The following is a 23,074-nucleotide window of genomic DNA, read 5'->3' on the forward strand; positions in this document are numbered from 1 at the left end:
CCCCAAAGAGACGCCCTTCGACGTAGCCAATGAATCCGTCCCGCCAGTTTATTCTTCGACCGGTCGCCACATCGTTGCTGATGGTGGCGATCCTGCTTGCCGGCTTCGTCGCCTACCGGCTGTTGCCGCTCTCGGCACTGCCGGAAGTCGACTATCCGACCATTCAGGTGGTCACGCTGTATCCGGGCGCGAGTCCGGATGTGATGACCTCGTCGGTGACCGCGCCGCTGGAGCGTCAGTTCGGGCAGATGCCGGGGCTCAATCAGATGTCGTCGACGAGTTCGGGCGGCGCATCGGTGATCACGTTGCAGTTCTCGCTCGATCTCGGGCTCGATGTCGCCGAACAGGAGGTGCAGGCCGCGATCAACAGCGCCAGCAACCTGTTGCCGAGCGATTTGCCGATGCCGCCGATCTACAACAAGGTCAACCCGGCGGACACGCCTATTCTGACGCTGGCGATCATGTCGAAGACCATGCCGCTGCCGAAGCTTCAAGATCTGGTCGACACGCGCGTCGCGCAGAAGATCTCGCAGTTGCCGGGCATCGGTCTGGTCAGTATTTCGGGCGGACAGCGTCCGGCCGTGCGGATTCAGGTCAATCCCCGTGCCATCACATCGTACGGATTGAATATCGAAGACGTGCGCACGTCCATTGCGGCGGCCAACGTCAATCAGGCGAAGGGCAGTTTCGACGGCCCGCTGCGCGCGTCGACCATCGATGCCAACGATCAACTGGCCTCCGCCGACGAGTATCGCAACCTCGTGATTGCGTACAAGAATGGCGGTCCGATCCGTCTGTCCGATATTGCCGACGTGATCGACGGCGCGGAAAACACCAAACTCGCCGCATGGGCCGACACCACGCCCGCGATCGTGCTCAACGTGCAGCGTCAGCCGGGCGCGAACGTGATCGAGACGGTCAACAAGGTCAAGGCGTTGCTGCCGCAATTGCAGGCGGCGCTGCCGGGCAGTATCGACGTGCAGTTGCTGACCGACCGTACGACGACGATCCGCGCGTCCGTTTCCGACGTGCAATTCGAACTGATTCTCGCCGTCGCCCTGGTGGTGATGGTGATCTTCCTGTTCCTGCGTAACGTCTCGGCGACCATCATTCCCAGCGTGGCGGTGCCGCTTTCGCTGATCGGCACTTTCGGTGTCATGTATCTCGCCGGTTTTTCGATCAACAACCTGACGCTCATGGCGCTCACCATCGCGACAGGCTTCGTGGTCGACGATGCCATCGTGATGATCGAGAACATCGCCCGTTACATGGAGCAGGGCGAGAAACCGTTGCAGGCCGCGCTCAAGGGCGCCGAGCAGATCGGCTTTACGATCATTTCGCTGACGTTCTCGCTCATTGCCGTGCTGATTCCGTTGCTGTTCATGGGCGACGTGGTCGGGCGGCTGTTCCGGGAATTTGCCATCACGCTGGCGGTGTCGATTCTGATTTCGGCGGTGGTCTCGCTGACCCTGACGCCGATGATGTGCGCCAAGCTGCTGCGCCACGTGCCGGAAGAGAAGCAGGGCAAGTTCTACCGTAAGACTGGCGAGATGTTCGATCGCATCATCGCGAAGTACGGCGAATGGTTGACGTGGGTGCTCGATCGCCAACGCGCGACGTTGCTCGTCGCACTTGGCACGCTGGTGCTGACCGTGCTGCTGTATCTGTGGGTGCCCAAAGGCTTCTTCCCGGTGCAGGACACGGGGGTGATTCAGGGCATTTCCGAAGCGCCGCAGTCGATTTCGTTCGCCGCGATGGGCGAGCGTCAGCAAGCGCTGGTGGCTGCCGTGCTCAAGGATCCGGCTGTGCAGTCGGTGTCGTCGTTCATCGGCGTGGACGGTGTGAACGCCACGCTCAACAGCGGACGTCTGCTCATCAATCTGAGGGACAAGGAAACGCGCGGACTCGACGCGTCGGAGGTAATCCGCCGTATTCAGCCCGAGGTCGCCAAGGTGCCGGGCATCGCCCTCTACATGCAGCCGGTGCAGGATCTGACGATCGAAGACCGCATCAGTCGCACGCAGTATCAGTTCACGTTGCAGGACCCGAGTCTGGACACGCTGGGCGTGTGGGTGCCGAAGCTGGTCGACAAGCTGCAACATGTGCCGCAACTGGCCGATGTGACGAGCGATTTGCAGGTCAACGGACTGCAAGCCTATGTGGACATCGATCGCGATACGGCAAGCCGATTGGGCGTGACGCCGGCGGCTGTCGATCAGACGCTTTACAGCGCTTTCGGGCAACGTCTGATTTCCACCATCTACACGCAGGCCTCGCAGTACCGCGTGGTGCTGGAGGTGGCCGACGACTTCCAGCGCGGACCGGACGCCCTCAAGGGCATCTACGTCGCTTCGACGTCCGGCGTGCAGGTGCCGCTCACGTCGTTCGCGAAGATCGTCGAGAAGCCGACGCCGCTGGCCATCAACCATCAGGCGCAATTCCCGGCTGCGACGATCTCGTTCAACCTGGCGAAGGGCGCGTCGCTCGGCGATGCGGTGAAGGCGATTACGGAGGCCGAGCAGTCCATCGGCCTGCCGGTGAGCACGCAGACGACGTTCCAGGGGGCGGCGCAAGCCTTCCAGGCCTCGCTCTCGAACACGCTGTGGCTGATTCTCGCGGCGGTCGTGACGATGTATATCGTGCTCGGCGTGCTTTACGAGAGCTACATTCACCCGATTACGATTCTCTCGACGCTCCCGTCCGCCGGGGTGGGGGCTTTGCTCGCGCTCATGGTCTCGGGGAACGACATCAGCATCATCGCGATCATCGGCATCATCTTGCTGATCGGTATCGTGAAGAAGAACGCGATCATGATGATCGACTTCGCGCTCGAAGCGGAGCGAGAGCATGGCATGGCGCCGCGCGAAGCCATCTATCAGGCGTGTCTGCTGCGTTTTCGGCCGATTTTGATGACGACGATGGCCGCCGTGCTGGGCGCGTTGCCGCTGATGCTCGGCTCGGGCGTTGGCTCGGAGTTGCGCCAGCCGCTTGGTATCACCATGGTCGGCGGTCTGATGGTCAGTCAGGTGCTGACGCTGTTCACCACGCCGGTGATCTACCTGTGGTTCGATCGCTGGGCGCTGCGTGCGCGTGCCTGGCGTGAGCGACGCTTCGGCCCGTCGGATGACGCGTCGCATGGCGACCACGACGATCGGGGCGGCCCGGGCGGCGGCGCGGGTCCTGCGGTTACGACGGACGGCCCGGTACGATGAACCTGTCGGCCGTCTTCATCAAGCGCTCCGTCGCGACTGTCCTGCTCACCATCGGGGTGACGCTGGCGGGTATCGTCGCCTTCGGGTTGCTGCCGGTCTCGCCGCTGCCGCAGGTCGATTTTCCGACCATCTCCGTGTCGGCGTCGCTGCCCGGCGCAAGCCCGGAAACGATGGCTGCGAGTGTGGCGACGCCGTTGGAGCGTTCGCTCGGGCGTATCGCCGGCGTGACGGAAATGACGTCGAACAGCTCGCTCGGCTCGACCCGCATCACGCTGCAATTCGATCTCTCGCGTGACATCAACGGTGCAGCACGCGACGTGCAGGCCGCGATCAATGCGGCGCGCAGTCTGTTGCCGACGGGGCTGCCGAGCAATCCGACCTATCGTAAGGTGAACCCGGCCAGTGCACCGGTGATGATCATTGCGCTCACGTCGGAGAGCATGACGCGCGGGCAGATGTATGACGCGGCGTCCACGATTCTTGCGCAGAAGATTTCGCAGCTCGAAGGCGTGGGTGACGTGACCGTGGGCGGCAGCTCGTTGCCGGCGGTGCGCGTCGAACTCAATCCGACGGCGCTCAACAAGTACCAGATCCCGCTGGAGACGGTACGTACGGCGATTCAGGCCGTCAACGCGAATCGTCCGAAGGGCGCGCTCGAAGAAGGGGACCGTCGCTGGCAGATTCTGGCGAACGATCAGGCGAAGACGGCCAAGGAATACCTGCCCGTCATCGTCAGCTATCAGGATGGTCGTCCGGTGCGCCTGTCCGACATCGCGGACGTGGTCGATTCGGTTCAGGATCTGCGCAACGCCGGTTCGGCCAACGGCAAGCCGTCGGTGCTGCTGATCATTACGACGCAGCCCGGTGCGAACATCATCCAGACGGTCGACGGCATCAACAAGATTCTGCCGAACCTGCGCGCGTCGATTCCGGCGGCCATCAACCTCGATGTTGTGATGGACCGCACGCCGACCATTCGCGCATCGCTGCGGGAGGTCGAGCGCACGCTGCTGATTTCGATCGGGCTCGTGATCATGGTCGTGTTCCTGTTCCTGCGGAACTGGCGCGCCACCCTGATTCCGAGCGTGGCGGTACCGGTCTCTCTGATCGGCACGTTCGGGGTGATGTATCTGTGCGGCTTCAGTCTCGATAACCTGTCGCTCATGGCGCTCACCATTGCGACCGGTTTCGTGGTCGACGACGCCATCGTCGTGCTGGAGAACATCTCACGGCATATCGAAGAGGGGTTGAGTCCCTTCGCGGCGGCGCTCAAGGGGACACGCGAAGTCGGCTTTACCGTGCTCTCGATGAGTATTTCACTGGTGGCCGTGTTTATTCCGCTGCTGTTGATGGGCGGCATTGTCGGGCGGTTGTTCCGCGAGTTTGCCGTCACGCTGTCGGCGGCCATCATGGTCTCGCTGGTCGTCTCGCTGACCACGACACCGATGATGTGTGCGCGTTTGCTCAAGGGAAAGCCGGCGCCGGGTGTGCCGGTGGGCACGGCACCGCTTGCGCCGGAGCCGCCAAAGCGGCCGTCCATCTGGACACGCCTGGGCGAACGGACCGAGCGCATGTTCGAGGCGATGCTGCGCGAGTACGAACGCTCGCTCGCGTGGGCGTTGCGTCACGGGCCGCTCATGCTGCTGATTCTGCTGGCGACGATCTGTCTGAACGTCTGGCTCTACATGGTCGTGCCGAAGGGGTTCTTCCCACAGCAGGATACGGGCCGGATGATCGGTTTCATTCAGGCCGATCAGGCGATCTCGTTCCAGGCGATGGAGAAGAAGCTCGCGGACTTCATCAAGATCGTGCAGGCGGACCCCGATGTCGCGACGGTGACCGGCTTTACCGGTGGCTCCAACCGTAACGGCGGGTCGATGTTCGTCACGCTCAAACCGCTGGGCGAGCGCAAACTCACGGCCGATCAGGTGATTGCACGCCTGCGGGGCAAACTGGCGAAGGAGCCGGGCGCCATGCTCTATCTGCAATCGGTGCAGGACATTCGTGTCGGCGGGCGATCGAGCAATGCGCAGTATCAGTACACCTTGCAGGCGGACGACCTTCAGCAACTGCGCGAGTGGGAGCCGAAGGTGCGCAACGCGATTTCCCGTCTGCCGAATCTGGCCGATGTGAATACGGACCAGCAGGACAAGGGCTTGCAGACGACGCTGGACATCGATCGCGATCAGGCGTCGCGCCTCGGGCTGACGATGAGCCAGATCGACAACGTGCTCAACGACGCGTTCGGGCAGCGGCAGGTCTCGACCATCTACAACCCGCTCAACCAGTACAAGGTCGTCATGGAAGTGGCGCCCCAGTGGTGGCAGAGCCCGGAGTCGCTCAAGGATATCTATGTGGTGACGTCGGCGGGCGCGCAGGTGCCGCTCTCGGCATTCGCGCGGTATCGTCCCACGAACACGGCGCTGGGCGTCTCGCATCAGGGGCAGTTCGCGGCGAGCACGATTTCGTTCAACTTGCCGGCAGGGGTGTCGCTGTCACAGGCGCAGGCGTCGATCAACGATGCTGTCGGCCGGTTGGGGATGCCGACGTCGGTGCAGGGCAGTTTCCAGGGCACGGCGCAAGCGTTCCAGTCGGCGCTGTCGTCACAGCCGATTCTGATTCTGACGGCGTTGCTCACGGTGTATATCGTGCTTGGCGTGCTCTATGAGAGCTATATTCATCCGCTCACGATTTTGTCGACGTTGCCGTCCGCCGGGGTGGGGGCACTGCTGGCGCTGCTGCTCTTCAACACCGAGTTCAGCATCATCGCGTTGATCGGCGTGATTCTGCTGATCGGTATCGTGAAGAAGAACGCGATCATGATGATCGACTTCGCCCTGGAAGCGGAGCGGCGTCAGAATCTGCCGCCGCGCGAGGCGATCTTCAAGGCGTGTGTGCTGCGCTTCCGTCCGATCATGATGACGACGATGGCGGCCATGCTCGGGGCGATTCCTCTGGCGCTGGGCACGGGCGATGGTGCGGAACTGCGCCAGCCGCTGGGGATTTCCATCGTGGGCGGCCTGCTCGTGAGCCAGGTGCTCACGCTCTACACGACGCCGGTGGTGTATCTGTATCTCGACCGTTTGCGTCTGCGTTGGGCGCGTTGGCGCGCGCGTGGCCAGAGCGGTCACAGCGATGTCGGGGAGGTGGGCCATGGTTGATGCGATACGCGATGTGCGCTCGTCGCCGCAGTCCCTCTCATCCACGCGCGCCTGTTCGTCTTCCGAAACCTTTGTTGCGGCCGAAGGGCCGATGTGTGCCATGTCCCGTACCCTGAATCGTCAAGTCTCCAGCGTTCGTTCCCAGGCAGCAGTCGCGGCGGGGCAAGAGAAAGGGCATGGACGTAAAACCGGTACGACGCCTCGTATGCGTCGCTCGGCGACCTTTCTCGCGGCGAGCGCGGTGTTGTGGCTCGCGGGCTGCGCGCTGGGGCCGGACTATGTTCGTCCGGAGATCGATACGCCCGCCGCATTCAAGGAGACCGGCGACTGGAAGCTGGCCGAGCCGAGCGACGCGGCGGCCAAGGGCGACTGGTGGGCCATCTATCAGGACCCGGTATTGACCGACCTGATGGCGCAAGTCGACATCAACAACCAGAACGTCAAGGTTGCCGAGGCCAATTATCGTCAGGCACTCGCGGTGGCGGGGCAGGCCCGGGCCGCTTTTTTCCCGACGATCGGCGCCGATGCGGGCCTCACACGCAGCAGCTCGCGGGTGAGTAACACGGCGGTGAGCGGATCCGGCGTCGGCGGTATCTCGAACAGCTACAGCCTGTCAGGCACGGCAAGCTGGGAGCTGGACCTGTGGGGGAGCGTACGCCGCTCGGTCGAAGCGGGGAATGCCAGCGCCGAGGCGAGTGCCGCAGATCTGGCGAATGCCCGCCTGTCGGCGCAAGCGCTGCTCGCTCAGAATTACTTCGACCTTCGCGTGACGGACGCCCAGAAGGCGTTGCTCGACCGTACCGTTACGGCGTATGAGCAGACGCTCAAGCTCACGCAGAATCAGTATGCCGTCGGTGTCGCGCAGCGCTCGGACGTGATTCAGGCGCAGACGCAATTGCAGCAGGCGCAGGCGTCGTCACTCGATATTGAGGTGACACGTGCGCAACTGGAGCACGCAATCGCCCTGCTCGTCGGCAAGGCGCCCGCTGTCTTCTCGCTGACACCTTCGCCATTGCGTGCGGCATTGCCGCCGGTGCCGGTCAGTCTGCCGTCGCAATTGCTGGAGCGACGCCCCGACATCGCATCCGCCGAGCGCTCGGTGGTAGCGGCCAATGCAAAGATCGGCGTGGCCAAGGCCGCGTTCTTCCCGACGCTTTCGCTGTCGGCGACGGGTGGTTTCCAGAGCAACAGCTTTGCAGACTGGCTGACGCTGCCGAGCCGCTTCTGGTCGGTCGGCCCGGCGCTCGCAGCGACACTCTTCGACGGTGGGCTGCGCCGTGCGCAGACCGATGCGGCCATCGCGGCATACGATGCGCAGGTCGCCACGTACCGTCAGACCGTGCTCACGGCGTTCCAGGCGGTCGAAGACAACCTGGCCGCCCTGAACTATCTGGGACGTGAGGCGGCTGTGCAGAATCAGGCGGTGCAGTCGTCGCGAGAAGCCGCGCAACTCATCCTCAACCAGTACAAGGCCGGTACCGTCGGATTCCAGAATGTGCTGACGGCCCAGGCCACGGCATACACCACGGAACGTACCGCGCTGACGATCCTCGGCCGTCAGTTCACGGCGAATGTGTTGCTCGTCACGGCGCTTGGCGGTGGCTGGCACGGACTGCCGCACGAGGGCGGAGCGTCGGGCGGGGCCGCGGCGGATGCGGCGCCGGTAGGTGTTGCTTCCGGTGCGAGCGCGCAGGAATAACTACGCATATTCCGAGGCGCAGAGCGGCTCGATCATCAAATCCAGCGTCGGTGTTTAAGGTATTTCTGACTTTCACGATCAGAATGCAGGAAGCCCGCGCTGCGAATCCTCCGAATGCCGGTGACGCGAGTAGCACAAACTCCGTCGCTGCGCGTCTGTGCAATTTCATCTCTACGCGAGTCCCGTCAAGCAGTTAGGGTGCAGTATCCGCTCTATCGGGCAGCATGCGGGCTTTCCGGCCGTTGACCACACCGCGTGGCAAGTGAGCTGCTTCGGCATGACTATGTGACGTTTCCCATTCGATTGGCATCGCCCCTTTTTGCCAGAATGGACCCGCTTCGTTGTGACGGCCGGCGCGAAGCACCGCGTACGCGCGCGGTCACCACGGTCAGCCGGATGACGAATAGAAAAGGGGGCAGGGATGACGATCAATGTCGTGGTCGCAGACGACCATCCGATTGTGCGCTTTGGCATACGACGTCTGCTCGAAGAGCGGGAAATGATCCATCTGGTCGGGGAAGCCGGCAATTCGTCGGAATTGGTCAATTTGCTGGCCAAATCGCCGTGCGACATTCTCGTGACCGACTTCTCCATGCCGGGCGGGAATTTCAAGGACGGGCTTTTTCTCATCGGCTACGTCCGCCGATACTTCCCGCACATCAAGATCATCGTGGTGACGATGCTGGAGAATCTGGCGATTCTGCGCGGCATGCTCAAACTCGGCGTGCATTCGATTCTCTCGAAACTCGACGAGCAGAGTTCGATCGCCGATATCGTGTGTGTGGTCGCAGACGGCAGCCGCTACATTCCGGCGGGGCTGGCGACGCGCCTGCACGATTCCGTTGCCGACGATACCGAAATCGACGCGTCGAAACTCTCGGGACGTGAAGTCGAAGTCGTGCGGCTGTTCGTGTCGGGGCTCACCATCAGCGAGATTGCTTTCCAGCTCAGCCGCAGCGTCAAGACCGTCAGTTCGCAGAAGACAAATGCGATGCGAAAGCTCGGACTGGATCGCGATGTCGATCTTTATCACTACGCCACGCGCACAGGGATCACCTGAGCCGTCGTTGGCCCGTCAGGCAAACCCGTCTGCGACCGATTGAGGCGGGGGAGGGATGGGGCGGGCGGGTTCCGGCGGACTTCGCTGGACTTCCCGTCGGCCTCAGGCGGGCAAGCGAATCGCCCGCATGTCGCGCAGAATCAGCTCGCCCGCGCGCAGCATCTGCTTGAGTTGATGGACCACTTGCTTGATCTCCTGCACGTGAGCCTCGGCAGTGTCGGGTTGCTGTTCCTGCGCGACCACCAGTGCATCCAGACGCCGCGTGTAGTCGCGCATCGCCTCCGTCGCCGCCTGCGTGTCCGTCGGTACGGACGCCGCAGGCGCCGCAAGCGCCTGTGAGAGCAGGTCGCTGATGGCTGCGACGACCTGCCCCAACTCTCCACTCTTGTCCGCCGCAATCTGACGCGGCAAGACATCCGCCAGTCCGGTGATGTACGACGCCATCACATGGTTCTGCACCAGCAAATCGTTGAGTTCCGCCACGCAGACCTGCTTGGACTTCGGTTCGAGCATCATCCGCCGGAACGCGGCACCGAAATTCCCGAAGGCAATGTGCATATCCTTACGCGCCAGGCGATAGGCCAGACCGTCGCGCTTGCCGTCGAGACCAGCGCTCGATTCGAGATAGGTCCGCGTCGATTGCACGGCGTTGCGGATCAGCGGCCCCATCAGACGATATTCCCAATAAGGGAAGAGGTACGAGCACACCAGCGCGATCGCCGAACCGATCAGCGTGTCGATCGCTCGCTCACCGATGACTGACAGCGATCCGGGCAGCAGGAAGTGGAACAGCAACAGCACGTACGACGACATGAACACGACCGACAGGCCGTAGTTGAACAGCGACAGGCTGTTGCCCATCACCATGCAGAAGAACATGAGCGCCAGCAGAATCCACGCCTTGTGCACGAACGAGAGAATGATCAGCACGCTCACGCAGCCGACGAGGGTGCCCGTCAGACGCTGGGCATTTTTCTGTTTGGTCAGGCTGAAGCCGGGCTTCAGAATCACGATGATGGTGAGCAAGACCCAGTAGCTGTGGTCTTGTCCGGCGAGCAACGACCAGTTTTCGCAGATGAGCAGGCCGGCCGAGATGGCGATCGTCACACGTAACGCGTGCCGGAAGCTCGGCGAGGAAAAAGTCAGATTTTTCCACAGCAATTTAGGAGAAAAGCTCTGTCGCGACGTGAAGCGAACCAGGGCCTGATCGATTTGCATCTCCGTGGCCGTGCCTGCAGTGCTCACGTTCGTGTTGCGGTGCATGCGCTCCACGATACGCGTGGTGCTCCACACGCGCCGGAAGGTGCTGGTGAGCGCTTGATAGGCCTCGGGCGAGCGCTGCTGAAGCGACTGCTTGCGCATGAGCTCGATCTCGTACTCGATGGCCCGGAACTCCGCGCGCCAGCTACGTTGTGCCCGCGACGGCTCGTTCGTGGCAATGGCATATCCGATGGCATCGACCTCAATGGCGATCTTGCGGATCATGTCGCGGAAGAACAGAAGCACGTCGTTATTTGCAAACTCCCGGCGCAGCATCGGGTAATCGGTATGCACTGACACCACCGTCTCATGCAGGTCGACGATGTTGATGAACAGATTGAACAGCATCGTGCGGCGCGGTTCCAGCGCCCCGATGCGCAGTCGCGGCAGATTGCGCAGGATGATTTCGCGCGCCGCCTGCTGCTTTTCCACGACGTTGACCTGTGCGGCAATCAGACGCCGATAGCAGTCGTCGATATCCGTCGACGTATCGTAGAAGGCCGCCTTTGCCTCCAGATATTCCGACGTGACGAAGAAGCACTCGGCGAGTGTCTGCTGTTCGATGCGAAACCACCAGATCCGGCAGACGAAAAGACTGAAATAGGTGTACCAAAGCCCGCCCGCGAGCACGGCGCCTGCGTCGAGCACTGCCTGATGGCGCGTGAGGTCGGCCTCGACATTGAGCACCATCATCATCAGACAGGCGAAGCTGACCAGCGATGCACGAAAGCCGTAGACCACGAGCATCGACAGCCCGAAGGTCAGAATCAGCGACGTGATCCATAGCTGCCACGGCTGCGCGGCCGTGGCCATGCCCGTGATCAGCACGGTCAGGGCGCCGAGCAGCGTGCAACTGAGCAGTTCGGTGTGCTTGTGACGCAGCGGCCCGTTGATGTCGACCACGCTCGCGCACAGCGCCCCAGAGGCGACCTCGATGCCGAGCAGGTGCTGATCCATCCCCCAGAAGAGGACGAGCGCGGGCAGAATGACGCCGACTGCCTGCCGGGTGCCGCTGAAAAAGTAATGGCTATATAGGAACTTCTTGATATCGGTCTGGTAGTCCATGCGTCGGGTGCGAGGGTTCCGCAGCAAAGCCGGCCGCGCGACGGGTAGGGCGCGGCGCAGTGAGAGTCTAGCCGAAGCCCTGCGTGCCGCGAAGTGGGGATACCGCCGGTTACACGCGGTGCACGGACATGGCCTGCCGCACCTGCCGGGTGGCCGTCACCCATGGCGGGGCAAGCTTTCGGATCTGTCCGATGGGCTTTGCCATGGGGCATTTGCTATGCTTGCGAACAGACTCGCTAAGCCGCCACGCCCGCATGCTCCATCTATTCTTCTCCAACCGGTTCACTACGCTCGAAGCCGCGCTGCTGCGCGATCTCGCACAAGCGCCCGGCGCTTCGGCGGGACCGGTCGATCCCTTCGAGACGGAAACCATCGTCGTGCCAAGCGTGGCGGTGCGTCGTCGGCTCGAACTGGACTATGCAGATGTCTTCGGCGTGTGTGCGAACGTTCGCCTGACCTATCTCGCCCAGTGGTTGTGGGATATGGCGGGCAAGCTGTTGACGGTGCCCGAGAGTTCTCCGTTCGCGCCTGACCGGCTGGTCTGGCCGCTGTACCAGTGTCTGGCGCAGCCGTGGGTGCAGACATCGCCACGGTTGGCGGGGTATCTGTCTGGCGCAGACGATGTCATGCGCTTCGAACTGGCGGACCGGCTCGCCCATATCTACGATCAGTATCTGACCTACCGGCCTAGCTGGCTGGAGCGCTGGCAATCCGGTGAAGCGATCCTGCCGGGGGCGGCAGAGACCTGGGGCGATGTGCAACGGGCGGATGAGGTTTGGCAAAGCGCTTTGTGGCGGCAGGTGCTCGCGCACCTCGATATCCGTGAGCGTCATCCTACGCTGCGTGCCATCGACCGGATCGAGCAACTGACGCCGGAGACCCTCCCTGCCGGGTGGCCTTCGCGTGTCTCGGTATTCGCGCTGTCGTCGATGCCGCCGTTGTCGATGGCGTTGCTCAAGGCCATGTCCCGTCTGATCGACGTGCATCTTTATGTGCTCAATCCCTGCGAGAGCTACTGGTTCGATATCGTGCCGCCGTCGCGGCTTTCGTATCTGCCCCGGCGTGATGGTGCGGCGCATCGCGAGGTGGGACATCCCTTGCTGGCCGAATGGGGCCGTCAGACGCAATCGCATATCGACGCGTTGTACGCCGACCTAGCACCCCAGGCGGTGGAGGATCGGGCGCTGTTTCAGCCGAATCCCGCGCCGACACTCTTGGCAGCGTTGCAAAACGGCATTCTCTCGCTGGACGACGGTCGTCACGGCGCGCCGGACGGTGTCGACGCCGACGGCTCGGTGCAGGTGCATGTCTGCCACAGTCTGGCCCGGCAGATCGAAGTGCTGCACGACCGCTTGCTGGCGTGCTTCGATGAAATTCCCGACCTGCGTCCGGACGATGTGCTGATTACCGTGCCGGATCTGGGGCGCGCAGCGCCGCTTATCGATGCCGTTTTCGGTACGGCGACGCCTCGCATCCCCTATCTGGTGACGGGGTTGCCGCCGACGCGAACCAATCCGGTCGCTCGTGCCTTTGCCTCGATTCTGGCGTTGCCGCAGCAACGCGTGGCGGCGTCCAGTCTGGTGGAGCTCGCTCGCACGGAGGCCGTGGCGCAACGCTACGACCTTGGCGGTAATGTGCTCGATGCGATTCAGAACTGGCTGCATGCAGCGGGAGCGCGTCGCGGCTGGCGCGGGGACGCCTTGCTGCGCCTTGACGGGACCGGCGTGGACCGCACGCCGGGGGCAGAGGCTGCGCCAGCGTTGGAGCGTCACACGCTGGGCGACGCCATGATGCGGCTGTTCCTCGGCTATGCGCTACCCGACGACGCGATGCCGGTCGACGATTGGCTCCCGGTCGGCGGTATCGAAGGGGGACGCGCCGAGTTGCTTGGACAACTGGCGCGCCTGATCGACGATCTCGACATGACGGCTGTTGCGCTGCAAACCGAACGTACCGGGTTGGCATGGCGCGATCAGCTACTGGGGATGCTGGAGCAGTTTTTCTCCGATGAGCCACGGTTCGCCGACGATGTCGCGGAAGTCCGCATGGCGATAGAACAAATCGGCTCGGCGATTGCCGACGGCGCCCCCGAGGTGCGTGTGCCGGTGGAAGTGGTGGCGCGCGTGCTGGCCGACGCGCTCGACGACCCGACACGTGGTGGCGTGCCGTCGGGCCGGGTCACGTTTGCGGCGATTCCGAGCTTGCGTCTGCTGCCTTATCGCGTCGTCTGCATGATCGGCATGGACGACGGCGTGCTGCCGGGCCGGGTGCGTGCCGACGAGTTCGATCTGATGCGGGCGTTGCCGCAGCGCGGCGACCGCCAGCGACGCGACGACGAGCGCAATCTGTTCCTCGACCTGATGCTTAGTGCGCAAGATCGTTTCCTGATCACTTACACGGGACGAAGCGTGCGGGATAACGCCCCGTTGCCGCCGTCGACGGCCGTGGATGAGTTGCTCGACTTCACGGGCCAATTGCTGGCGCCGGTGTCGCAAGGCTTCGGTCTGGACGAACAACGCGAGGCGCGCGAGCGCCTGATCGTGCTGCATCCGTTGCAACCGTTCTCACCCGCCTATTTCGATGGTCATGCTGCGTCGCTATACAGCTACGACGTATCGAATGGTGAGGCGGCGCAGCAATTGGCCGATCAACTGGCGTCGCCGGAACCGGAGGCGCTGGCTGCACCGTTCGTGAGTGAGTCATTGCCTGCCGTCGCGCAGACACATCTGACGCTGGACGATCTGCTGCGCTTCTGGCGTCATCCCGGGCGCGCCTGGGCACGTGACCGCCTGGGTCTGTCGCTCAACGAAATGCTGACGGAGGTCGAGGACGAGGAGCCGTTCGTGCTCGATTGGGCCGGGCGTGACGCGCTTGCCGCGCGACTGTTGCCGCGTCTGCTACGCGATGGTAGCGGGGATGCACGCATGCAGGCAGAAGCGATTGACCGTATCGCGAGTGTGAGCCATGAATTGCCGGGCGGGGCGACGGGCGCAGTTTGGCGTCGGCGGGAGCTTGGCGGCCTACGCTCGCTGGCGACGCAGGTGAGGGAGGCGCAAGCCGAGGGCACGCAGGAATTGCTCGTGACGCTGCCCCTGACGCCAGCGTTGCCGCCTGCCTGGACGGCATCGACGGATGCTATCTGGCATGGTGACGCGACGTTGTCTGCCGAATGTCTGCTACAGGGCCGCCTCGCGCCCGTGTCGCGTCATGGGCTGGTGATGTATCGCTACGGCAGCATGCGTCCGAGTGACCTGCTGGCGGCGTGGCTCGCGCACCTTGCGCTATGCGCCCATCTGCAACAACCCGAGCATGCCGGGCAAGATATCGCGGCCAGAACGCTCTGGTACGGCGAAGACGAGACTTTCGCGTTGCGGCCGGTGGACGATGCGGCGACCTTGCTCGCGCAGTGGGTCGGGTTGTACCGCCTCGGACAGACGCGTCCGTTGCCGTTTTTCGTCCGTAGTGCCTGGAAGCTCGCGAGCACCGGCAAACCGGCGGATGCGCAAAGCGCATGGCAAGGGTCCGCATTCGCGCGCGGGGATGCCGACGATCCCTATACCAAGCTGATCTGGCGCGGCGTGGAGGATCCTCTCGCGTCTCCTTTCGATTTGCTTGCGAACACGATGTTCGGCCCGCTGGTCCAGCACCTTGAACTTGTGGAGGGCGCATGACCCAGCTCATCGATCTCGACGTGTTCGGCTGCGATCTCGACGGCATCTGCCTGATCGAAGCGTCCGCCGGCACCGGCAAGACCTGGAACATCTGTGCGCTTTACGTTCGTCTGCTGCTGGAAAAGCAGCTCAGCGTCGAGCAGATTCTCGTGGTGACCTTTACGAATGCGGCGACGGCAGAGTTGCGCGAGCGCATTCGAGGACGTCTGGCGGGACTCGTCGCGGCGATTGCACCCGTGCTCGGCGACGACGGTGATGAAGGCGACGTGAGCGATGCGGACGACGCCGATGACTTCCCCGACTTCGACCCCGATGCGAGCGACGATCCGTTATTCAACGTCATGATCGCCGGCCTGATCGAGCGCGGCGACATGTCGGTGAAAGCGATTCGCGAATGCCTGCAACGGGCGTTGCGTGGTTTCGATCAGGCATCGATTCACACGATTCACGGCTTCTGCCAACGCGCGCTCGCGGAAGTGCCGTTCGCAGCAGGCCTGCCGTTTGCCTATGAACTCGTGCCGGACGACAACGGTGTGCGGCACGATCTGGCAGTGGAGTTCTGGCGGCGCGTCGTGGAGCCGTTGGCCGCGCAGGACGACAGCTTTGCCGCGTGGCTCGTCGACCGGAAGCGCTCGCCTGGCACGCTCACCGATCAGTTGGCGCGTCGCCTGAAGAAGCCGATGTCGGAGTTGCGTTGGCCCGAAGCTGTTCAGCGCGATTCGAGTCATCTGAGCCCTCTGAGTGATACGCCGGAGACGCAGACGTCCGCACCTTCAGCGTTACTGACGACCTATTCGGCGGCGCGCGATTGCTGGGAAGCCGAGGCCTCGTTGATTGCCGACCTCATGCGTCGGGCGTTGCCGTCATACAAGAAGAACATCTACAACGAGACATCGCTGCCGCAGGCCGTCTCGGCGTGGCAGCGCTACCTTGGCGCACGCGACGCCGGAGCGCTACTGGGGGCCAAGGCGGAGTTGCTGACCACGACACGTCTTGCCAAAGACATCAAGAAAGGTGAGACGCCACCGAATCACCGTTTCTTCGACATGGCGGACGCACTGGTGCAGGCGCGAGTCGATGCCGACGAACGTTACGAGATGCAATGGCTGCGAATCCTTCGTGATTGGTTAGCGGAGGCACCCGAGCAACTTGCGCTGCGCAAGCGTGAGTTGCGAGTCGTCTCGTTCGACGACTTGCTGGGCAATATCGCGCGTGCCTTGCAGCAGCATCCCGATCTCGCACAAGCCCTGCGCGAGCGGTACCCCTGTGCCCTGATCGACGAATTCCAGGATACCGATCCCCTGCAATTTGCGATCTTCAGTACGGTGTATGGCCAGCCATCGCCGGCCGATGCCGAGGTGGCTTCGGGCGAGGCGCGCCGTGGCCCAATGTTCATGGTCGGCGATCCGAAGCAGGCCATTTACAGTTTCCGGGCGGCGGATCTGCATACCTATCTGGCGGCGCGGGAGAATGCGGACGCGGCATATACGCTTGCCGTCAACCAGCGCTCCACACCCGCCATCATCGATGCCGGCAACCGTCTATTCGGTGCCAACGATCGTGCATTCGTGCTCGACGGCCTTGAATATCCACCGGTACGGCCCGGGGCGCGCCGTCGCCCGCCATTGTCGGACGTGCGCGACGTGGCCGATTTCACCGTCTGGTGGTTGCCGGACGACGACGAGCCGCTGTCGAAAGATGAAGCGCAACAAGCCTGTGCGCGGGCGACGGCGGCGGAGGTGGCTCGACTGCTGGCGGGTGCATCGCGCGGTGACGTGCTTGTCGGTGACAAGCCACTCGCGCCCGGTGATATTGCGGTAATCGTTCAGACACACCGTCAGGGCGCGCTCATGAAAGCCATGCTGGCCGAGCATGCGGTGGGCAGTGTAGAACTGACGCAGGATTCGGTATTCGCAAGCGAGGAAGCGGAGACGCTATTACGCGTGCTGCGGGCAGTGGAAGCGCCGGGCGATGTGCGAGCACTGCGCGCTGCACTGGCAACGGAACTCTTCGGTCTGGACGCCACCGCGCTTTACCGAATGCAGACGAGCGAGGCGTCCGATGCGGAGGCGATTGCCTGGATCGAGCGTCTCCAGCGTTACCGTCAATTGTGGATCGATCGCGGTTTTTCCGCGATGTGGCGCACGCTCATGCGGGAATTGGGATTAGCGGCACGACTGGTGGCGCAAGCGGGCGGCGAGCGGCGATTGACGAACTTCATGCATCTGGCCGAACTCGCACAAGCTCGCTGGGCCGAGCAGCCGGGCATGCCGGCGTTGCTGCGCTGGCTGGCGTCGCAACGCAGCGCCAGCGGTGGCGAAGAGGCGCAGTTGCGTCTCGAGTCGGACCAGAATCTGGTGCAGATCGTGACCGTTCATAAGTCGAAGGGACTGGAGTATGGCGTCGTATTCTGTCCGTTCCTCTGGGACGGCGCCGTGCGCGATGGTGGCGGTCTCGACGGTCTGGAGTATCACGACGGCGCCACGGCCGTTATCGATTTCACCGATGCCGCAGCGAAAGGATCGCCAGCGACGGCGGCGCTGCGTCAGGAGCAGTCGGCTGAGCAGGCTCGCCTTCTTTACGTGGCACTGACGCGCGCGGTGTACCGCTGCTATCTCGCGGCGGGGATCTATTCGTCCCGACGCAGCGTGAAGGAAGCGTGCGGCGGCATGCTCAACTGGCTCGCGGCGGGACAGGGCATTGCGTTCGATGCGTGGATTTCCTCGTCGGTCGATGCCGATGAGCGCGTCGAGACAATCCGGAGCGCATGGAAGGCGCTCGTTGGCGGACCGCTCGATGTCGTGCCGCTGCCGGTCGGCGACGCGCTGGCGAACGATACACGCATCGTGCACGACACCCCGCCCGAACTGACGACGCGCACGAGCACGCGTGCGCTGCGCGAAGTCTGGCGTATCGGCAGCTTTTCCGGCCTCCTTGCCGGCATCCACACGGGGCCGCAGTTGGGCGGCGGACAACTGAGTGCGCCAGAGCGCACCCGTCCCGACTACGATGCGCAGGCCAATGCCGGGCCGAGTTTCGCGCTGCCGCCCGAGGGTGACGACGCGTGGCCGCCGGCCGACGACATTCTGCGTTTCCCGCGCGGGCCAGCCGCCGGGGAGAGTTTGCACCGCGTGTTCGAACTGGCCGACTTCCAGTCGCGTGTGCAATGGCCGCACGCGGTGTCGAGGGCGCTGCGTGAGCGTCCGCCGGGCCGCGGGGCTGAACAGAACGACGCCTGGCGCGCCATGATGATGAACATGCTGTCCGACACGCTCGCGACGCCGTTGCGGCCCGGCATGCAACTGGCTGACGTCGCGTTGACGGAACGTCTGACGGAAATGGAGTTCACGTACCCGGCGGATGCGGTGTCGCTCGACGCATTGCGAGGGCTGCTGCGTCAATTCGGCTATCCCGATCTGCCACTCGACGCCACCGTCCTGCGCGGTTATCTCAAAGGCTTCATCGATCTGGTGTTCCGCCACGGCGGACAGTGGTGGATTCTCGACTGGAAGTCAAACTATCTCGGCACCGCACCGGAAAACTACGGCACTGAAGGATTGCGCGAAGCCATGGCCGAGCACGGTTATCACCTTCAGTATTTGCTCTATACGCTGGCGCTGCACCGCTTCTTGCAGCGTCGTTTGCCGGACTACGATTACGAACGCGACATGGGCGGCAGTCTTTATCTCTTCGTGCGGGGTGTGCGTCCCGACTGGGCCAGCGCACATCTCGCGGGCGATGACGTGCCTGGCGTGTTCTTCGACAAACCGTCGCGCGAAATGGTCGACGCCCTTGACGGGCTCTTCGCGGCGGGCGAGAACACCGCACTTGCCGAAGCACTCTCGCTCAATGCCCGCAGCGATGGCCCGGCAGGCGAAGATGTTGCCGCCATCGATGGGGAGGGCGAATGACGGATAGACGTCATACCGGCGACGCGTCCGGTGCACCGCTGGCCGACAGTGGCGTCGTGCGACTGGCGCAGGGTTTCGCTCGCCGCATGGGATTGCTCGCACGCGGCAATGGTGCGGACGAAGTGACGTGCCGTTACGTCCGTCGTGCAGCGCTGGAGGTCAGCCTCGCCACGTCGGAGGGGCATGTGTGCGTGCCCCTCGGTAACCTGCTCGATGGACAGGCGAGTGGTGAACTGTTCCCCGGCGATGCGCCCTCGCTGTCCGTCTGGCGCGACGCACTCTTCGCGAGTGGCCTGTGCGCGCCGGCCAGCCTCGCGCGCGCTTTGACGACGGACGCGCAGGCGGACGCCTTTCCGCTGCTGCTCGACGATCACGATCGTCTGTATCTGGCGCGCTACTATGGCTACGAAGCGCGACTGGCAGCGGCGCTCGGGCGCAAGCTGTCGATGACGTCGACGACCGATGCGTCGACGACAGCGATTACCGACGAAGACCGAAAGCGCTTACGGCGCTATTTCCGTGATGGCGTTCTGCGCTCACCGGAAGGCGAGCGAGAGCCGAACTGGCAGATGGCGGCGGCAGCATTGGCTTTGCAGCGCTCGCTGGTCGTACTCAGTGGTGGTCCGGGAACCGGGAAGACGACCACGGTTGTGGGCCTGCTGGCGTGCTTGCTCGAACGTGATGCCAACTTGCGCGTGGCGCTTGCCGCCCCGACCGGAAAGGCGGCGCAGCGCATGCAGGAAGCGCTGACAGCGCGTCAGGACTTGCCCGACACCGTACGTCTGGCACTGCCCGAAGCGGCGCTCACGTTGCATCGGCTCCTGGGCGTGCTTCCTGAGTCCGCCGAGCAAGTCGGACGGCGCTTCCGTCACCATGCCGGCAATCCACTGCCCTACGACCTGATCGTGGTGGACGAGGCATCGATGATCGATTTGTCGATGGCGACGGCATTGCTCGAAGCCGTGCCGGACGGCGCGCGTCTGATTCTGCTGGGGGATAAGGATCAGTTGGCAGCCGTTGAAGCGGGGGCGGTGTTCGGGGAACTGAGCGCACAGCGAGCGTTCTCGCCCGGCATGCGGGCGCATCTGCTGTCGGCACTCGACTGGCCTGCCGAGGATTTGCCCCGCGCTGGCCCGCTGGCGCTCGGTGCGGGTGGCGCGGCCCCAGCCGCAGCCACAGCGCCAACCCTTGCTGCCGGTACAGGCCCCAAACGCGCCATCGCTAAGGCAGCCACCCAAGCCGCTGCTGCTGCCACCGTGGGCACGGCAGCCACCGCCCGCGTGGGTGCAGCCAGCGGACTCGAAGACGCCGTCGTCTGGCTGGAGCGTACCTATCGCTTTGGGGCGCATTCTGCGATTGGTCGGTTGGCGACGGCGATCAAGACGGGGAAGGTCATCGACGCGCGCAAGGCGCTTTCCGTTGGCGACAGCGAACGAGAGCCTTTGAACGAAGGCGGATCGCCCGACGCCACTGCGGTTGACCGGGTGCGACTGAGCGAAGACGGTGGTATCCAGTTGTCCGCGCCGCATCTGAACGCTTTGGCCGATGGTTACGCCGAATACCTCGACGCGCTTGCCCGGGCCATCGATACCATCGAACAACTCGGCGATCCGGCGGCGGCGACATCGGCTGACATCGCGATGGTGGCGCAACCGGTCTTCGCCGCTTTCGGTCGATTCCGTGTGCTGTGCGCGACGCGTGGCGGGCGTCGGGGCGTCGAATTTCTCGGTGCGCAATTGACCGCGCTGTTGGCACGACGCGCGGGCGTCGCACTCGGCGCGGGAGGTGGCGCATGGTTTGCGGGGCGTCCGGTGCTGGTGACACAGAACGAGTACGCGCTGAATCTGTTCAATGGCGACATCGGCATCGCGTTGCCGCTCGGACCGTCAGGCACGTTGCGCGTCGCGTTTGCCACGCCTGACGGCGGGTATCGTCTGTACTCACCCGCGAGTCTGCCGGCGCACGAGACGGCATTTGCCATGACCATTCACAAGTCGCAGGGCTCCGAGTTCGAGCGGGTCGCGATCGTGCTGCCGGAGCAGGCGAGCCGGGTATTGTCGCGAGAGCTGGTCTACACCGGTGTGACGCGTGCGCGCCGGGAGGCGTGGCTTTACGCGCCGTGGCAAGTGATCGCGTCGGCCATCGCACGGCCGACGCAGCGCGATGGCGGTCTGACCGACCGTTTGACGGAGGTGATGGCTACGATGCGCGATCCGTCGACGAATTAGCTGGGTTCGCCGGTTCCGACGGGTTCGGCGGCGATGCCGGGTTCCCCTGACTTGCCGCCAGCTTCGCGGCCGCGATGGCCGCTTCGGCCACCGCACCGATTCGGGTCACGAGCAACTGGTCGATCTTGTAATTGTCGATGTCGACCACTTCGAACTTGTAGCCCGCCGCTTCGGTGGCTTCCGACTTCTTCGGAATGCGCTTGAGCTGATAGATCATGAATCCCGCGATGGTCTCGAACTCGCCTTCGCCGGGAAGCTCGTCGATATCGAGGGCCTTTTTCACGTCCTCGACCGATGTGACGCCGTCGACGAGCCACGAGTGTTCGTCGCGCTGCACGATCTGATCTTCGTCGGCCGGGTGGACGACATCGCCCATGAGCGCCCCCACGATGTCGTTGAGCGTGACCACGCCAACGACCAGACCGTACTCGTTGATGATGACGGCAAAGCCTTCCCGGGTCTCCTTGAAGCGGGCAAGCGCTTCAGAGAGGTTGAGCGTGTCGGGAATCACCAGCAGCTTTTTCGCGTAGAGGCGATCGAGATTCCGGATCACGCTCGACAGATCTTCACTGGCAATGCGCTGGAGCAGATCCTTCGAGTCGACATACCCGAGCACGTTGTCGATCTCATCGCGGCAAACGAGATACTTGGAGTGCGGGCTTTCCGTGATTTTCTGACGGATGCTGCGCTCGTCCTCGGCGATGGTGAAGTACACCACGTCGTCGCGGAAGGTCATGACGGAGCCGACGGTGCGCGATTCGAGTTCGAAAACGTTCTCGATTAAATGCAGTTCCTGCTTGCGCAACACGCCTGCCTGAGCGCCCGCGCCGACCATGGCGGCGATGTCCTCCGACGTGATGTTGTCGATGGCATGGGTCGGCAGCTTGAACATGCGCAGAAACAGGTTGGCGACGCCGTTGAAGAGATAGACGAGCGGGCGCAGCACCTTCAGGCAGAACAGCATCGGGTCGATGATGGCCATTGCCACGCGCTCGGGGTTCACCATGGCGAGCCGCTTGGGAATCAGATCGGCAAACTGAATGAAGGCGATCGTGATGAAGAGGAAGGAGCCGATGCCGGCCAGTCGCAGCGCCAATGCCTGATCGGTGAACGGGCTGAGCCATTCGAACAGATAGCCGGTGAGGAAACTCTCACCAAGCACCCCGCCGAGCACGGCGACGGCGTTCACGCCGATCTGCACGACCGTGAAGAAGTTACCGGGCTGCTCCTTGAGCGCCAGCACCTTGACGGCCTGCTCATCGCCCTTTTCCATGAGCACCTGGAGTTTGGTGCGCTTGGCGGCCGTCAGTGAAATTTCGGAAGCAGAAAAGAAGGCGCTTGCCAGCACCAGCAAGAGAATACTGAAAAGAAATCCGTAACCACTCATATTGTTATCCCTGTAAGTGCGAATGCGGGTACATCGCCGCGACGCAGGCCGGACCGTTTCGCACGGGAGTGAGTCCGGAGAGCAGGGAGACATTTCAAAACAAGGCCTGCCGGCCATCATTTTGAGATGCCTTCGGGAGCTGGAGACGCCGTATCGACGTGCCGCGTCAGCCGCGTCGGCTGCACCGCTGTCCAATAGCATGCCATAACTTCGGGGCACTTCGACAGCGCGTGCCTGGCGTGCCGGACGCGCGCAGGCCGCAAACGCTGTCTACTCCTGGACGGTCGCGCGCACGAGCTGCGAGACCCAGTGTGCAGAACCGACAATTCCCGAACGATCGTTCGGGCATCGTGGACGCCGCTTCGATACCACTTCGATACGACTTTGATCTCGCTCCAATGACGTGTCGAACGGGGGGCG

General features: G+C 63.4%; 9 protein-coding genes. 7 read left to right on the plus strand and 2 right to left on the minus strand.

Annotated elements, in window-relative coordinates:
* Positions 1-29 precede the first annotated feature (29 nt).
* From A9762_RS08440 to A9762_RS08455, 4 genes are all read left to right on the plus strand, one after another.
* Positions 30-3,212 (plus strand): MdtB/MuxB family multidrug efflux RND transporter permease subunit, encoded by a 3,183-nt coding sequence (locus A9762_RS08440; RefSeq protein WP_069341592.1) that lies wholly within the window; start codon positions 30-32, stop codon positions 3,210-3,212.
* Positions 3,209-6,373 (plus strand): multidrug efflux RND transporter permease subunit, encoded by a 3,165-nt coding sequence (locus tag A9762_RS08445; RefSeq protein ID WP_069341593.1) that lies wholly within the window; start codon positions 3,209-3,211, stop codon positions 6,371-6,373. Before A9762_RS08440 ends, A9762_RS08445 begins: the two co-directional genes overlap by 4 nt.
* 205 nt (positions 6,374-6,578) lie before the next feature.
* On the plus strand, positions 6,579-8,072 hold the full coding sequence (locus A9762_RS08450; protein WP_069341594.1) for an efflux transporter outer membrane subunit: 1,494 nt from the start codon (positions 6,579-6,581) through the stop codon (positions 8,070-8,072).
* A gap of 421 nt (positions 8,073-8,493) precedes the next feature.
* Positions 8,494-9,132, plus strand: coding sequence for a response regulator (locus A9762_RS08455; RefSeq protein ID WP_069341595.1), 639 nt, complete (start codon positions 8,494-8,496; stop codon positions 9,130-9,132).
* A 102-nt stretch (positions 9,133-9,234) separates the two neighbouring features.
* Here the strand turns inward: A9762_RS08455 and A9762_RS08460 are convergent, their stop codons facing one another.
* Positions 9,235-11,457, minus strand: coding sequence for an FUSC family protein (locus tag A9762_RS08460; protein ID WP_069341596.1), 2,223 nt, complete (start codon positions 11,455-11,457; stop codon positions 9,235-9,237).
* A gap of 254 nt (positions 11,458-11,711) precedes the next feature.
* On the opposite strand from A9762_RS08460, the gene recC reads away from it, so the two are divergent.
* Genes recC through A9762_RS08475 form a run of 3 tightly spaced genes read left to right on the plus strand, consistent with a single transcriptional unit; the run spans position 11,712 to position 21,267 of the window.
* On the plus strand, positions 11,712-15,128 hold the full coding sequence (gene recC / locus A9762_RS08465) for an exodeoxyribonuclease V subunit gamma (RefSeq protein ID WP_069341597.1): 3,417 nt from the start codon (positions 11,712-11,714) through the stop codon (positions 15,126-15,128).
* Complete coding sequence (gene recB, locus A9762_RS08470) at positions 15,125-19,039, plus strand: exodeoxyribonuclease V subunit beta (protein ID WP_069341598.1); 3,915 nt, start codon at positions 15,125-15,127, stop codon at positions 19,037-19,039. Before recC ends, recB begins: the two co-directional genes overlap by 4 nt.
* Positions 19,036-21,267 (plus strand): AAA family ATPase, encoded by a 2,232-nt coding sequence (locus A9762_RS08475; protein WP_069341599.1) that lies wholly within the window; start codon positions 19,036-19,038, stop codon positions 21,265-21,267. Before recB ends, A9762_RS08475 begins: the two co-directional genes overlap by 4 nt.
* Here the strand turns inward: A9762_RS08475 and A9762_RS08480 are convergent.
* The gene (locus A9762_RS08480) at positions 21,239-22,654 is read right to left on the minus strand and encodes a hemolysin family protein (RefSeq protein ID WP_240493486.1); all 1,416 of its coding nucleotides are present in this window, start codon (positions 22,652-22,654) and stop codon (positions 21,239-21,241) included. The genes A9762_RS08475 and A9762_RS08480 overlap by 29 nt on opposite strands.
* Positions 22,655-23,074: the final 420 nt, after the last annotated feature.

Source organism: Pandoraea sp. ISTKB, assembly GCF_001721285.1.
Classification (GTDB): domain Bacteria; phylum Pseudomonadota; class Gammaproteobacteria; order Burkholderiales; family Burkholderiaceae; genus Pandoraea; species Pandoraea capi.